General features: G+C 72.8%; 11 protein-coding genes. 4 read left to right on the forward strand and 7 right to left on the reverse strand.

Annotation, left to right across the window (positions count from 1 at the left end; genetic code table 11):
- Positions 1 to 35: 35 nt before the first annotated feature.
- From phzG to ACSNOK_RS21350, 6 genes are all read right to left on the reverse strand, one after another.
- Entirely contained in the window at positions 36 to 659 is a 624-nt protein-coding gene (gene phzG / locus ACSNOK_RS21325) for a phenazine biosynthesis FMN-dependent oxidase PhzG (RefSeq protein WP_436782336.1), read from the reverse strand.
- Positions 660 to 740: 81 nt separating this feature from the next.
- Positions 741 to 1,580: a PhzF family phenazine biosynthesis protein gene (locus tag ACSNOK_RS21330; protein ID WP_436782337.1), complete on the reverse strand. Its 840-nt coding sequence runs from the start codon at positions 1,578 to 1,580 to the stop codon at positions 741 to 743.
- Between the two features lie 302 nt (positions 1,581 to 1,882).
- A complete protein-coding gene (locus ACSNOK_RS21335) occupies positions 1,883 to 3,802 on the reverse strand; it encodes an anthranilate synthase family protein (RefSeq protein WP_436782338.1) in 1,920 nt (639 codons plus the stop codon).
- On the reverse strand, positions 3,799 to 4,434 hold the full coding sequence (locus tag ACSNOK_RS21340) for an isochorismatase family protein (RefSeq protein ID WP_436782339.1): 636 nt from the start codon (positions 4,432 to 4,434) through the stop codon (positions 3,799 to 3,801). The genes ACSNOK_RS21335 and ACSNOK_RS21340 overlap by 4 nt, the downstream gene beginning before the upstream one ends.
- An 87-nt stretch (positions 4,435 to 4,521) precedes the next feature.
- Positions 4,522 to 5,706, reverse strand: a complete 1,185-nt coding sequence (locus ACSNOK_RS21345) for a 3-deoxy-7-phosphoheptulonate synthase (protein ID WP_436782340.1) — start codon at positions 5,704 to 5,706, stop codon at positions 4,522 to 4,524.
- Positions 5,707 to 5,819: 113 nt separating this feature from the next.
- The gene (locus ACSNOK_RS21350; protein WP_436782341.1) at positions 5,820 to 6,308 is read right to left on the reverse strand and encodes a PhzA/PhzB family protein; all 489 of its coding nucleotides are present in this window, start codon (positions 6,306 to 6,308) and stop codon (positions 5,820 to 5,822) included.
- A gap of 1,220 nt (positions 6,309 to 7,528) precedes the next feature.
- Here ACSNOK_RS21350 and ACSNOK_RS21355 point away from each other — a divergent pair.
- Together ACSNOK_RS21355 and ACSNOK_RS21360 are read left to right on the forward strand one after the other, a co-directional pair.
- On the forward strand, positions 7,529 to 8,749 hold the full coding sequence (locus ACSNOK_RS21355; RefSeq protein ID WP_436782342.1) for an acyl-CoA dehydrogenase family protein: 1,221 nt from the start codon (positions 7,529 to 7,531) through the stop codon (positions 8,747 to 8,749).
- Positions 8,750 to 8,874: 125 nt separating this feature from the next.
- Positions 8,875 to 9,378, forward strand: a complete 504-nt coding sequence (locus ACSNOK_RS21360; RefSeq protein ID WP_436782343.1) for a flavin reductase family protein — start codon at positions 8,875 to 8,877, stop codon at positions 9,376 to 9,378.
- Between the two features lie 917 nt (positions 9,379 to 10,295).
- Here ACSNOK_RS21360 and ACSNOK_RS21365 read toward each other — a convergent pair.
- Positions 10,296 to 11,537: an MFS transporter gene (locus ACSNOK_RS21365; RefSeq protein WP_436782344.1), complete on the reverse strand. Its 1,242-nt coding sequence runs from the start codon at positions 11,535 to 11,537 to the stop codon at positions 10,296 to 10,298.
- Positions 11,538 to 11,787: 250 nt separating this feature from the next.
- Here ACSNOK_RS21365 and ACSNOK_RS21370 point away from each other — a divergent pair, with 250 nt between their 5' ends.
- Positions 11,788 to 12,678: a LysR family transcriptional regulator gene (locus ACSNOK_RS21370; RefSeq protein ID WP_436782346.1), complete on the forward strand. Its 891-nt coding sequence runs from the start codon at positions 11,788 to 11,790 to the stop codon at positions 12,676 to 12,678.
- A 250-nt stretch (positions 12,679 to 12,928) separates the two neighbouring features.
- Positions 12,929 to 13,843 carry an NADP-dependent oxidoreductase gene (locus ACSNOK_RS21375; RefSeq protein ID WP_436782345.1) on the forward strand — a complete coding sequence of 305 codons (915 nt, stop codon included), beginning with the start codon at positions 12,929 to 12,931 and terminating at the stop codon, positions 13,841 to 13,843.
- Positions 13,844 to 14,033 lie beyond the last annotated feature (190 nt).

Raw genomic sequence — 14,033 nt, forward strand, 5'->3', positions numbered from 1 at the left:
GTGTCGGGCGGGAGGGGGCGCTCGGTGGCCGGCGCTCAGGGCTGGAGACGGCCGGCGGTCCAGCCGTCCTCCGAGCGGTCGTAGCGCAGCCGCTCGTGGAGCCGGTCGGTGCCGTTGGCCCAGAACTCCAGGAGTTCCGGCTCCAGCCGGTAGACGGAGTACGAGGCGGGGCGCGGCAGCGGGCGGCCGAGCCCGGCGAGCCGGCGGGCCTCCGCGCGCACCGCCTCGACGTGGGCGTGGTCCTCGAACGGCGCGCTCTGGCGGGCGGCCGAGGACATGGCGTGGGTGAAGACCGGGCGGGCGTGCCAGAGGGCGTCGGCCTCCTCGTCGGGCAGCTTCCGCACCGGGCCGCCGACGATGATCTGCCGGCTGGTCTCCCGCCAGTAGAGGACGCCGGACGCCCAGGGGTTGACGGCCAGGTCACGCCCCTTCCGGCTGGTGCTGTGGGAGGTGAAGTGGAGTCCCCGGTCGGTCACGGCGCCGAGGACCACGATCCGGGACGAGGAGCGGCCGCGCTCGTCCGCGGTGGCCAGGGCGAGCGCCAGGGGCTCGCGGACCGCGTTCTCCTTCGCGTTCTCGATCCAGCGCCGCAGCAGGCCGTACGGCTCCGCCGGCGGGTCGGCGAACTCCGGGAAGTCGACGTCGATGGTCCCGGTCATGGATTCCGACCTCGTGCTCGCGAGGTTGCTCATGGGTGACTCCAGCGGTCGGGAGGGTGTTCGGTCGGCGCACCGGGCCGGTCACACGTGGAGCGTGCCCTCGATGGCGAGGACCCCGTTGCCCCCCACCTCGACGGATTCGACCGCATTACCCGTGCCGTGGACGAGCGCGTGCATCGGCGAGGGGCGGCCCATCTCGACGCCCTGCGTGATGGTGATGCGCCGCCCGTACGGGATCAGGCCGTGGCGGGCCAGGTGGAGGGCGATCGGCCCGGCGGCGGAACCGGTCGCGGCGTCCTCGACGACGCCGTAGGCGGGCGAGAACATCCGGTTGCGCCACTCGGTGCCGGAGCCGGCGAAGCAGTTGGCCGCCATGTCCTCGAAGGCGCCGAGGGCGCGGTGGTCGGGGTGGAGGGCGGAAAGGGCCTCGACGCTCTCCAAGGCGACGAGGACGTGCCGGGGGCCGTTGCGGTAGATCTCCACCGGCAGCGCGGACTCGCGTACGCCCAGGGCGGCGAGAAGTTCCTCGGTGCGGTCGAAAGGCTCCCAGGTCGGGATCGGCTGCCGCATCCACGCGGCGGTCACCTCGCCGCCCTCCCGCTCCAGCTCGAACGGGATGATGCCCATGGCCGTCTCCAGCCGCAGTCTGTCGGCCTCGGTACGGCGGCCGAGCGCGACGGCGGTGCCCAGCAGCGGGTGTCCGGCGAAGGGAAGTTCGTTGACGGGGGTGAAGACCCGGACGTGGTGGTCGCCGTCCTGCTTGGGCTTCAGTACGAAGGTCGTCTCGGAGAGGTTCATCTCGCGGGCGATGCGCTGCATGCGCTCCGCGGAGAGGCCGTCGCTGTCGAAGAAGACGGCGACGGGGTTGCCCTTGAGCGGCTGCGTCGCGAAGGCGTCGACGACGACGTAGGAAGAAGGCATGTGCTGCTCCAAGCGGTGCGGGGTGGACGGGCCTGCGGACCGGCGGACCGGCGGACCGGCGGACCGGCGGACCGGCGGACCGGCGGACCGGCGGACCGGCGGACCGGCGGTGAGAACTGTGAGACGGATACGGCGGGTACGGCGGGTACGAACGGTCTGACGGATACGGCGGGTGTGTCGGCTGAACGGCGCGGGCGTCCCCGGCGCACCGGCGGCGCACCGGCGGCGGACCGGCCGCTCCCGTCGCGCCGGAGGCCGGTCCGCGCCCCGGGACACCGGCCGGGGGCCATGCCCGGACCGGCTCAGCCGACGGCCCCGGTCTCCATCTCCAGGACACCCAAGACCTGTCGCACCGCGGCGGCGACGATCCGCGGCCCGTCCTGGGTGAGCACCGACTCGGCGTGGAACTGCATGGAGGCGAAGTGCGGGCCGCGCAGGGCGTGCACCTCCCCGGTGTCCGGGTCGCGGCTGACCCGGACGGTGCCCACGCCGTCCACCTCGACCTCGTCGCGGTCGCTGTGGGCGGCGAAGGTGTTGTAGAAGCCGACGCGCTCCGCGCGGCCGAACAGGTCGATCTCCTTCTGCACCCCCTGGTTGGGCACCTCGCGCCGACGCAGCCCGAAGCCCAGCCGGAGGCTGAGCACCTGGTGGCTGAGGCACACGGCGAGGAACGGGCGGTGCTCGGCGAGCAGGGTGCGCACCGTGGCGTGCAGGTGGGCCATCTTGGGCTGGTCCGTCTCCCGCGGATCGCCGGGCCCGGGGCCCATCACGATCAGGTCGTGGCCGTCGAGGGAATACGCCTCGTCGAACCTGCGGACCGTCACCTCCGGTCCCAGAGAGCGTAGTTGGTGGCCGATCATCGAGGTGAAGGTGTCCTCCGCGTCCACCACCAGCACCCGGCGTCCGTCGAGCCCGGGCAGGGCGCCCGCGCGGCCGTCGAGGTCGCGCAGCCAGAAGTCCGCGAGGGTCTCGTTGCGCCGGGCCAGGGCGGCCTTGACCTCGGGATGGCTGCCCAGTCGCCGGTCGCCGCCGGATTCCAGGGCGGCGACGAGGCCGGCGGCCTTGGCCCGGGTCTCGGCCGCCTCGGAGGCCGGGTCGGAGTGGCGCACGACGGTGGCGCCGACGCCGATGGTGACCCGGCCGGTGGCGTCGATCTCCGCGGTGCGGATGAGAATGGCCGAATCCATCGCCCGGCCGCCGTCCTCGTCCCGGCCGATGAGGGCCACGACGCCGCTGTAGTAGCCGCGCCCGGCGGGTTCGTACCGGTCGATGACGCGGCAGGCGCTCTCCAGCGGGCTGCCGGTGACGGTGGGGGCGAACATGGTCTCGCGCAGGATCTCGCGGACGTCGCGGGTGGTGCGCCCCTCGATGAAGTACTCGGTATGGGCGAGGCGGGCCATCTCCTTGAGGTGCGGACCGACCACCCGGCCGCCCGACTCGCAGACACGGGCCATCATCTTCAGTTCCTCGTCCACGACCATGAAGAGCTCGTCGGTCTCCTTGGGGTCGGCGAGGAACGCCATCACCTCGGGCAGGCTGGGGCCCGAGGCCGGGTAGCGGTAGGTGCCGCTGATCGGGTTCATCACGGCCGTGCCGCGGTCGAGACTGACGTGCCGTTCGGGCGAGGCGCCGACGAAGGTGCGGTCGCCGGTGTGGACGAGGAACGTCCAGTAGGCGCCCGATTCCCGCCGGAGCAGGCGGCGGAAGAAGGCCGGTGCGCTGTGCGGCCCGTAGTCGCTGATGTCCGCGATGAAGGAACGTTTCATCACGAAATTGGCGCCTTCACCCGTACCGATCACCTCCTTGACGACCCGGGAGACGACCTCCGCGTAGGCGTCGTCGTCGAGGTCGAAGTGCCCGCCCACGGGCCGCGTGGGCACGAGGGGGACGCGGTCGAGCTCGGCGACGGGCACCCGCTCCTGGCCGGTGACCGTCATCGCGATCAGCGGCGCCCCGTCGTCGGCGCAGTGGTAGCCGCGCTCGGCGATCTGCCGGTACGGGATGACCGTGAGCACTTCGTGTCGGGCTCCCCCGCCGGCCGGACCGTCCGGCAGCGGGATCCCGTCCAGGGTGGCGGGGTGCGACACCTCGCCCACCAGAACGTCCAGGACATCGGCGCCGGCGGCCTCGGGACGGTGGAGCAGGGCGAAGGCGGCCGGGCGGGGGCCGGTCGTGCCGAGCACGCGGCCGAGGAGATCCCCGGTTCCGGGACGGTCGCTCATGCGAAGACCTCCTTCGCGGTGACGACCCGGGCGCAGCGCTCGGCCGCGTACCTCAGGGCCATGTGGTGGTACTCCTGGGAGAAGTCCGCCACGGCGTCGGCGACGAGGAACGGACGGATGTCACGGGTGTACGCGTCCACCGCGGTCATCAGCACGCCGACGTGGGCGTAGACGCCGCAGAGGATCAACTGGTCGCGGCCGTTCGCGCGCATCCTCTCCAGCAGGTCCGACCGGAAGAAGGCGCTGTAGCGCCACTTGGTGAACTCCCAGTCGCCGTCGGCCGGTGCCAGTTCGTCCACCACGAGCCGGTCGGCGGGCTCCGGGCGCATACCGGGGCCCCAGAAGTCCTTGAGCAGGCCCCGCTGTTCGTCGGTCATCCCGCCCGGCTGGGCCGTGTAGGCGACCGGGACGCCGCGGCCGGCGCAACGGTCCCGCAGCGCGGCGGCGTTGCGGACCAGTGGTGCGCGGACGCTCTCCGGGAACGGCTTGAGGAAGTAGCGCTGCATGTCGTGGACGAGGAGGACGGCGCGGTCGGCGTCGGGGGTCCAGTCGACGCTCCGGCCGACGGTGTCGGGGGGCAGGTCGCCCGCGGTGGGCAGCGGATACGGACTGATCGGTGGTATGCCGGACATGGCCCTGCTTTCGAGATCCTTGCTGTGGTCCGGAGCGCGCCGGCGTGCTCCGGCGTCACATGGGTACGAGCCCGTCGGGCCGGCGCGTCAGGCGGCCGTCCAGGAGGAGACGACGCTGACGGCCTGCCACGGGTTGAGCCGCGGGTCGCAGCAGGACGTGTACCGCTCACCGACGCCGGCCAGCCCGGACTCGTCGGCGGCGCACTCGGTCACGTCGTCGGGGGTGGTCTCCAGGTGCAGTCCGCCGGCGGTGCCACCGGCGTCGGTGACGGCCTCCAGGAAGCGCGCGACTTCCCGGGTGACGGTCGGCACGAGGCGGGTCTTGCGACCACCGGGCGCGGAGACGGTGTTGCCGTGCATCGGGTCGGTCAGCCAGATGACCGGGTGGCCCGCACCCCGGACGGCCCCGACCAGGGCGGGCAGCCGCTCGGTGACGTTGTCGGCGCCCATCCGGGCGATGAGGGTGAGCCGGCCGGGCTCGCGGTAGGGGTCGAGCCGCTCGCAGAGGGCGAGGAGTTCCCCCGGGGTCATGGCGGGACCGACCTTGCACGCCACCGGGTTGCTCACCTCCGCGAGCAGCGCGACATGGGCGCCCTCCACCTGCCGGGTGCGCTCGCCGATCCAGGGGAAGTGGGTGGAGCCCAGGTAGAGCCGGCCCTGGTCGTCGGTGCGCAGCATCGGCACCTCGTAGTCGAGCAGCAGCGCCTCGTGGCTGGTCCACACGACCGGCTCGATGACGTCGCGGCCGGCGGCGCGCTCGCGCCAGCCGAGGTGTTCCATGATGTCACCGGCGGCCATGTGCCCGGTGAGGATGCGCAGCGGGTCGGGCCACCGGCTGTCGGCGTCGGCCTCCGGACCGTTGACCATATGGCCGCGGAACACCGGGAGTTCGACACCGTCGACGATCTCGGTGGGCCGGGACCGCGGCTTGGCGAACTGGCCCGCGATGCGCCCGACGCGGATGACGGGCTTGTGTGCGGCCAGGCGCAGGGCACCCGCGAGGAGGTCCAGCAGGGCCGCTTTGCGGGCGACGTGGGCGGCGGTGCACTCCTGGGGATCCTCGGCGCAGTCACCGGCCTGAACGATCAGTGCCCGGCCGGCCGCGACGTGGGCCAGGAACCCGCGGAGGGTGGTGACGTCGGCGGCCCGGACCAGGGGCGGGCGGGCGGCCAGGGCGTCCCGTACCCGGTTGACCTGGAGGAGATCGCCCCAGGCGGGCTGTTGAAGGGCGTCGCGCGTCCGTATGTCCGCTAAGACATCGTTCTTGATCACGTACTCGAACTCCAATCCGGCGGTGGGAGAGCGGTGGATCGGGTTGAGGGGGGTGGCCGGCCGGCCAGTTCGGCTCCGGCCCCGGGACGCCGGGCGGGGACGCCGGGCGGGTGTCAGGTGGGGATGCCCTCGCGCTTGATCTCCGGGACCGGGATGCCCAGGGCGCGAAGCTGCTGGAACGGGTTCATGAATTCGCGGTTCTGCTTGATCTTCCCGTTCTCCAGCTCGAAGGAGTGCAGGAAGTGGTTCTCGTAGTAGCCCTCGGGGTATCCCTCGAACCGGATCTTCCCGTGCCCGTCGCACTCGACCCAGAAGTGGTTGGGGTCGTCGGTCTCGAATATCTTGATGTTGTACCACTCCCAGTCGGGGAAGCAGCGGAGAGACCAGACGGCGTGCTCGGCGAGGCGGTCACGGCCGTTGACGGCGATCGGGGCCCCGGTGTCGGTGGTCCACAGACCGCCGCCGCCGTCCTCGGTGAAGAGCTCGTGCCGCTTCAGCCGGTCCTGGCCCTTGGTGTTCATGTACGTCTCGACCGTGGCGCGGTTGATGCGCCGCAGCTCGGCGTCGTCGGCGAATCCTCGCGACCGCACGGACTCGGACATGGTCCCCTCCTTGGATGGCGGATGGAGTACGGGCGTAGGGGTGTGTGGGGGTGTGGGGGTAAGGGTGTGGTTTCCGTCGTCGTGGCGTCGGGTCGGGGCACGCCTCTCGTCACCGTCCGACCACTCGTCACGGAACGGCGGCCGTGCCGACGTCCCGTACGCGCCGGCGGACGGCGCGGCCCGGGGTGGAGTGGGCCGGTGGACGGATCACATGGAGGCCGTCGGGCCCGCCGGGAGCTGCCCGGCGGCACGGAGCGGCGAGCCACTGGCACCACGCATCCCGCCGTTCCCGCGGGCGTCGCGGCCGGAACGGCCGGACCGGCCCGCGTCGGCAGACTCGTTCGGCGGTCTCACCGCCCGGTCATCGGGCGGGGCGTGGAACCGCACCGCCGGGCGGTGCGGCCGAAAACGGACACGAAGTGGTGCTCATGCGATTCCCCCGTTCGGAAGCACGCTCCCGCGTAGCCAGACCGCGGACGCCGCCCCCTGCTGCATACACCTAGCCGGCCCGCCGGCCCTGCGGGGCCCGGCGGCTCGGTTGATTCTGACCCACTCGGCGGCGCCAGGCAATGGTTTTCAATGGGCGCCGCATGAGAAACATTTGACACGCTGATGGCTCAACTCGCAAGGAAGGGACGCCACTTCCTCCGCATGGGCGACACCGCCGCCCGAATGCGGCCTCCGAACGGTCGAGTTCGGAACCGTCGGGTTAAACCTCCCCCAACACGGGCTGCAACCATGCGCTTTGGGAACTCCAACGTGAATGCTCCGTGTCGTCCGGACGACAGCCTCGCACCGCACGGTCGAATCCGCCACGGCGATTCGATTTCCCTATGCCTCCCATACGCCGTTCGTATTGGAACTCCACCTCTCGGTAGGGGAAGCTCGAACCATCGGCCTAGGTCCCTGGACGGACCTTCGGCCCGGAAACGGGGACCGACGGGGGAAGTGGGAGATGAACGTCCTCGCGCTCTCCCGGCGTGACGTCACCGCTTGCGCTCGGGCCGGCCGCGCCGTACCGCCGTCGCCCGCGGCGCGCCGCGCCGCGGCCGGCCTCCCGCCGGCGGCCGCGCCCCCGCCCGCGTCGTCCCGGCGGTCCGCCCCGGCCGCGCGTGACCGCACCAGGACCGTCCCGTCCGGCCGGCCGGCCGTGCGGCGGATCGTGCCGTTCCACCGTCGCCGGCCCCCAGTCCGATCAGTCCGACAGGAGACAACCGCCCATGACTTTGGCAACCCAGAGCCCGTCCGCCGCGGCCGCCTCGCACGACGCACCGTCCCGCGCCGAACTCGTCGCAAGGGCCGCGGCCCTGCGGGACCGGCTGTGGGAGGACGCGCCACGGGCAGACCGCGACCGGCGCCTCGGCTCCGGAACCGTCGACGCGATCCGGGACGCGGGACTCTTCAGGCTCCTCACCCCCCGGCGCTTCGGCGGCTACGAGGCGGACTCCCGTACGCTGCTGGACGTCGTCACCGAGCTCGGCCGCGGCTGCGGTTCGGCCGCCTGGGTCACCGGCGTCCTCAACGCGGGCAACTTCGTCACCGCCCTCTTCCCCGACGAGGCCCGCGAGGAGGTCTGGGGCCGGAACCCCGACGCCGGTGTGGCCCTGGTCCTCGGGCCCGGCGCCCCCGCCCGCAGGGTCGAGGGCGGCGCGCTGGTCACCGCCGAGTGGCCCTACGCCTCCGGCTCCGGGCACTGCGACTGGGCCGTGGTCGTCGTCCCGGTACAGGACGGGGACGCCGCGCCCGAACCGTTCCTCGCGCTGATCCCCGCCGGGGACACCACCGTCAAGGACACCTGGTTCATCACCGGCCTGCGCGGTACCGGCAGCAACACCATCGTGGTCGACGGCAAGACCGTGCCCGACCACCGCCTGATCCCCCTGATGCCCGCCCTCGACGGCACATTGCCGCCCCGCCACCCGGAGGAGACCCTCTACCGCAGCAACTTCGCCGGCGTGCTGCTCACCTCGCTGCTCGGCGCACAGCTCGGCGAGGTGCGCGCGGCGCTGGAGCTCGTCCTGGAGAAGGCGCCGAAGCGCTCCGTCAACGCCTCCGTCTACACCAGCCAGGCCCAGTCGGTCACCTTCCAGACGACCGTCGCCGAAGCGGCAACGAAGATCGACACCGCCCGGTTCCACGCCCACCGGCTCACCGAGGACATCGACGCGCACGCGCGCCGCGCCGAAACTCTCGACGTGCCGGTCCGCACCCGTGTCCGCAACGACTCGGCCTACGCGAGCCGGCAGTGCCGCGAGGCCGTCGACCTGCTGGTCACCGCCCACGGGACCTCGGCCTTCGCCGAGTTCAATCCGCTCCAGAGGATCTGGCGGGACGTGCACGTGGCCAACCGTCACGCGGGCTTCGGCGCCGGTATCCCCGAGGAGATGTACGGCCGGGTACTGCTCGGCGAGGATCCGCGGGCCGTCAGCTTCCTGCTGTAACGGCTCGCCGGGCCGCCGCCCCGGGGCCGCTCCCCCGCGGGGGCGGCCGGCGCGTCGCCGCGGCCCGACGCTGTGCACAGGCGGACCGGCACACCCCGGGACCGCCGTACCGAACGGGAGACCAGATGCTGGAGCAGCGCTCCTTTCGTGACATCCTCGGCCGGTTCGCCACCGGCGTCGTGCTGATCACCGCGCGGACGCCGCACGGCCCGGTGGGCATGGCCGTCAACTCCTTCACCTCCGTCTCGCTGGAACCGCCACTGATCGCCGTGTGTGCCGCGCGGACCTCGACCACCTGGCCGGCCGTCCGGGCCACCGGGGGCTTCGCCGTGACCATCCTCGGGGAGCGGCACGAGGAGGTGTGCCGGGCGTTCAGCACCCGCGGGGCGGACCGGTTCGCGGGCGGGGAGTGGGTGTTCACCCGGAAGGGGCACCCGGTGCTGCGAGACGGACTGGGCTGGCTGGACTGCGCGATCTCCACCATCCAGCCGGCCGGAGACCACGAACTCGTGGTCGCGGAGGCCCTGGAGGGCGCCCTGACCGGCCGGGAGGATCCGCTGGTCTTCCACGCCGGCCGCTTCGGCACGCTCACAACGGGCGTACCGCGGCTCGCGCGGGAGTGCGCCTGAGAGTCGCCACCCGTGTTTCCGGCACCGGTGCGGCCGACGGCAGGGCTCCCCGGCTCCGTGCGTCAGGAGCCCCGCGGTACCTTCCCCCGCGCTCGACGCCGTGCGGTCTCGCTGCCGGGCCGGGCGTGCGGATCGGCGCCGGCGCCCTCCAAGGCGTGGGCGTGTCCATCATGATCCGGCAGGTCCTGGCCACCCTCCAGGTCACCTTCGCGGGGCGCGACCGCGGCGAAGTGCCCGGTCCGCGCGGGGCCGTCATATCGCCCGCTCATGTCCTGGGCCCGGTGACGGGCGGCCTGCTCACCGCGTCCGATTCTTCGGGCTGTCCTGGCGGCCGATCCGCCTCGTCGACCTACCCGTCGGCCTCGCCGTGCTCCTCCTGGGACACGGATTCGTCCCCGAGTCGACCGTGCGGAAGGCCGCCCGGCCGGACCCGACCGGCACACCGCCGTCCGCCCTGGCCGTCGTCCTGAGCGTCTTCCCGCTCATCGAGGGGCACTCCGGCACTGGCCGCCGCGGTGCTTCGCCCTGCTCGCCGCCGGCTTCCTCGTCCTCGGCGCCTTCCCGCGCCGACAGCAGCGCGAGCCGTCCCTCCGGGGCAGGCGGTTCTCCGGCGGCATGGCCGCGCGGTCGCCGCAAGGCCCGCTGCGCGGGCCGTTCTTCATGACCTGGACCCGCTATCCCCAGCGCGACCCGGCGTTCGTGCTGCTGCTCCGTGGGCGAGCCGGCCGGTAAGCCGGTCCCCCCAGGAGGCGGCACCCGCCGTTGCCGCCTCCTGCCGCCTCGACACACGCGCGGCCGGTGCGCGGTTCGGGAGAACCGCGCACCGGCCGCGGTCGGCGGAGGGCCGGGCCGCCCGGTACGGAAGGCGGGGGTCCATGCCGTACGGTCGGAAAGCCCTCGTGGGGCCGGGAGTCCGGTCAGGACGTCGCCGCCGCTCCCTCCGCCGGTTCGGGGGCGCCCGTCGCGACCGCGGCGGTCTTGCGCCGGGTCAGCCGGTGGGCGAGTTCGGAAAGGGCGAGGCCGAGGAGGGCGATGGCCGCGCCGATGTAGCCGAGGCTGGCGGAGCCGCCGACGGACAGGCCCGCGCCGCCGATGGCGCCCGCGAGGGCGATGGCCACGTACAGGATGGAGGCGTGCAGCGAGATCAGCACCGAGGCCAGCGGCGGGTTCAGGCCGATCAGCCGGTGCTGCTGCGGAGCGCTCATGCTGAAGCAGGCGACCGCGAAGACGGCGATGAAGCCGACCGACGCCGGGAACGAGCCGCTGACCAGTTGCACCAGCGCCAGGCAGACGGCCACCCAGATCAGGCAGATGGCCATGACACCGCGGCCGCCGATGCGGTCGGTCACGACGCCGGCGAGGTAGCTGCCGACGATGGAGACCACGCCGAGCACGAACATCAGGGTGGCGACCTTGCCGCCGGACCCGCCGGTGGCGCCGTCGAAGATGTCGGCGATGTAGGTGTAGAGGACGTACACCGACGTGAACGCGAGCGCCGTGGTGCCCAGCGTCGTCAGCACACGCGGGTCGGCCAACGGCAGGAAACGCTTCCTGAGACTCTCGGCCGGTGGTGTCGGGATGGTTCGCGGTACCAGGGTCACCAGACCGACGATGCCGAGGACCGCCAGGCCCGCGACGAACCACATGGTGCCGCGCCAGCCGAATCGGCTGCCGAACGCGGTGCCGATCGGGGCGCCGAAGGCCGTCGCGGCGGTGAAGCCGGTGAGCACGGTGGCGATGGCACGGCCACGGCGCTCCGGCGGCACCAGCGAGGCTCCCGACGAGGCGGCGACGGGGACGAACAGCCCGGTGCCGCCGGCCGCGACCGCCTGGGCGACCAGCAGCAGCGGGTAGTCGGGCGCGACGGCGGCGCCGACAGTGCCCACCAGATAGACCCCCGCGGCGGTCAGCAGCACGACGCGGCGCGACCAAGCGGCCGTCACCGTGGCGAAAATGGGGCCGAAGAGGGCACACGCCAGCGCATAGACGGTGACCACCTGGCCCGCGGCCGCCGTCGAGACGTGCAGCGTTTCCTCAAGGTGCGGCAGCATGCCGGCCAGCACGAACTCGTTTGTGGCCACCGCGAATACGCCGAATCCCAGGAGCGGAACACTGAACCGGGACACTTGTCCCGGTGCCGCGTCGTTGGCATCTGACACTTTGCTTTCCTCCCAAGCAGAATCCGCTGTTGCGGCGGTGTGACGCACGGTCGCGGCGTACGTGATTCCGGCGGGGTGCCGCGCGGGGCGACGGCTCAACGGCCGTGCCGCGCGCCCCGAACGCATGTCATCCGGGGTGCGGCCACGGTGGGGCCGACGATCCGGAAGAACCCCACTCGTATGTTCCGGCGAGGTTATCCATAAGTCCAATACCGGACCCCTCTGACTGGTATAATGAATCCTTATGGAAATGAGGCAATTGGAGTACTTCGTAGCCGTGGCGGAGGAAAAAAGCTTCACCAGAGCGGCGGCCAAACTGCATGTCGCACAGCCCGGCGTGAGCACTCAAATTCGCCAATTGGAAAGGGAACTGAAACAGAGGCTGCTGGACCGGACCGGGCGCACCGTCCTGCTCACCGAGGTCGGCGCGGCGGTCCTGCCCTACGCACAGGCCGCGCTCGCCGCGGTGGCCGGGGTGCGGCAGGCCGTGGACGAGCACACGGGACTGCTGCGCGGGCGGGTCTCGGTCGGGATGGTCACCTCGTCGGCCTCCGCCTACGACCTGCCGCGGCTGCTCGCGGACTTCCACGGCGAGCACCCCGCGATCGAGATCACCCTTTCCGAGTCCACGTCGGACCACCTGCTCACCGCGTTGCGCGAGGGACGTTTCGACGCCGTGGCGGTCTCCCCGTCCACGGCGCTGCCGCCGGGCGTGGAGACGCTGACCGTGGCCGACGAACCGCTCGTCGCGGCCGTCAGCCCCGGCCACCCCCTCGCCGGCCGGGACCGGCTGCGCCTCGCCGAACTGCGCGACGAACCGCTCATCGTCTTCCACCAGAGCGTGGGCGCGCGGGCGACCGTCGAGGAGGCGTGCGCCGAGGCCGGATTCCCGCCGCGGATCGCCTTCGAGGCCAGCGATCCCAATCTCCTGGCGGAACTCGCCGTTCGGGGCCTCGGCGTGGCCATCCTCCCCGCTCCTTTCGCGGCGGCCCGCCCGGCGACGTTGCGGGGAATCCCCCTCACGGATCCGCCGATGCGCGGGTCCATCGCTTTCGCCTGGCGCAAGAACGGCTCCGCCAACCCGGCGGCGAACGCGCTGATCCGCCATCTCCAGCGGGCGATGCGGGGCGACGAGGGGTAGGCGCTCCTCCTTCCCCTGCCCCCCGCCAGGGCCGGACGGAGGGTGACCGTCCGGACGGTCTCCGCCGGGCCGAGCCGAGAACGGCCGGCAGTACGCCGATCCGGCGCCGCCGGAGCTCCGTGCGCAGGGTGGATGACGCCACATCGGCGACCGCGGACAGTAGTTGACCTCGACCGCGGTCGAGGTTGCAGCATGACCGCCAGTGGCGGAAGGCGCCCTCAGAGACCCGTGGAAGAAGAGGGAACAGCGCATGAAGGCAGCGGCGATCAACGCGTTCGGCGGCCCCGATGTCGTGGAACTGCTCGACCTCCCGACCCCGGAGCCCGGCCCCGGGCAGGTGCGGGTGCGGGTACGGGCGGCCGGGGTGCAGCCGGTCGACGGGGCGGTCAGGCGGGGCCTGTTCCATGCCGGCGCCGCCGCCCCGGAGTTCCCCCTGACGATCGGCAACGACTTCGCGGGCGTGGTGGCCCGGGTCGGCGAGGGCGCGGCGGGCTTTCCGGCCGGCGCCGAAGTGCTCGGCTGGGCCCTCATGGCGTGCCACGCCGAGTACGTCGTGGTGCCGGTCGACCAGATCGTCGCCAAACCGGCCGGCATGCCGTGGGAAGTGGCGGGCGCCTTCTCCGCGTCCGCGCAGACGGCGCACACGGCCTTGGAAGCGCTCGGCGTGGGCGCGGGCGATACCTTCCTGGTGCACGCGGCGGCCGGGGGCGTCGGTACGGTCGCCGTCCAGTTGGCCCGCGCGTACGGCGCCACCGTCGTGGGCACCGCGAGTCCCCGTAACCACGAGTACCTGCGGTCGCTGGGCGCGGTCCCGGTGGCGTACGGCGACGGGCTGGTGGACCGGGTGCGCGCGGTGGCCCCGGACGGTGTCACCGTGGCGCTCGACGGGGCCGGCGGCGCGGCTCTCGACGCGTCGCTCGAACTGGTCGCGGACCGTGCCCGGATCGGCACGATCGTCGACTTCGAGCGCGCCCCCGCACTCGGCGTCCGGGCTCTCCGCACCCAGCGTTCGACCGAGCGGCTGAGCGCGCTGACCGGCCTCTGGGAGGAGGGACGGCTGCGCGTCGAGATCTCCCGCGTCTTCCCGCTGGCACAGGCAGCCGAGGCCCACCGCGCGATCGAGACCGGTCACGGCCGGGGCAAGATCGCTCTGGTGGTGGGCTGAGGCGCCGGGGGGGGCAGCTCCGGGAGGGGACTGGACTCTCGGCCGTCCTGGACGGCCCGTAACCCGGGCGGGGAGCCACCACGACGCCGCCCGGGGTACGCCTCGGGGCTCCAACCCACCGTGGGCCGTTCCGCCCCCGGGCGATAATGGCCCCATGAGCCGCACCGGCCCCCTCCCGACGACCCCGGCC

The sequence above is a fragment of the Streptomyces sp. URMC 126 genome (assembly GCF_051386555.1).
Lineage (GTDB): Bacteria > Actinomycetota > Actinomycetes > Streptomycetales > Streptomycetaceae > Streptomyces.